Raw genomic sequence first — 481 nt, 5'->3', positions numbered from 1 at the left:
GTCTGGCGCGAAAAAGACGCAGCGACAGCTGCAGAGAATAGGCGGCGTGGCGCAGGGAAGGCGGCTATGAAACGTGCTCAAAGAAGCGGGCGTGGAACTGCAGCTTCAGCTGGCCATGGCCCCGATGAGAACTCGCACTCCAGTTTGCGCGGCTGGGAAGATTTTGAGAAGGACGGACTCCTGCGCTGATAGGCCTGTCCCACAAGCAGTTTAGGACGCTTGCCTGCGCCGTGCGAGATGCGCAAGGAGGGCCGGCAAACGCATCGCATTCAGGACCCGCTTCGCAGGGACACCGCCCTTGCGCGCCATCTCGACACCCCAATGCACGTGGTCGAGCTCGCGGATTGAATGAGCGTCCGGATTGATGCTGAAGATGCAGCCCTGATCGAGTGCCTTTTGATGCCAGCGCCAGTCGAGATCGAGTCGCCACGGATGAGCGTTGATTTCGACAGCGACGCCGTGTTTCGCACACGCTTTGAGG

General features: G+C 60.7%; 1 pseudogene. It reads right to left on the bottom strand.

The features are described from left to right. Positions 1–210 precede the first annotated feature (210 nt). Positions 211–481 (bottom strand): annotated as a pseudogene (locus EN935_RS39925) (DNA polymerase/3'-5' exonuclease PolX); the annotation flags it as partial.

This window comes from Mesorhizobium sp. M7D.F.Ca.US.004.03.1.1, from assembly GCF_003998635.1.
Lineage (GTDB): Bacteria > Pseudomonadota > Alphaproteobacteria > Rhizobiales > Rhizobiaceae > Mesorhizobium > Mesorhizobium loti.
Note: the sequence above shows the minus strand (reverse complement) of the source record. Positions and strands in the feature narration are given on the sequence as shown.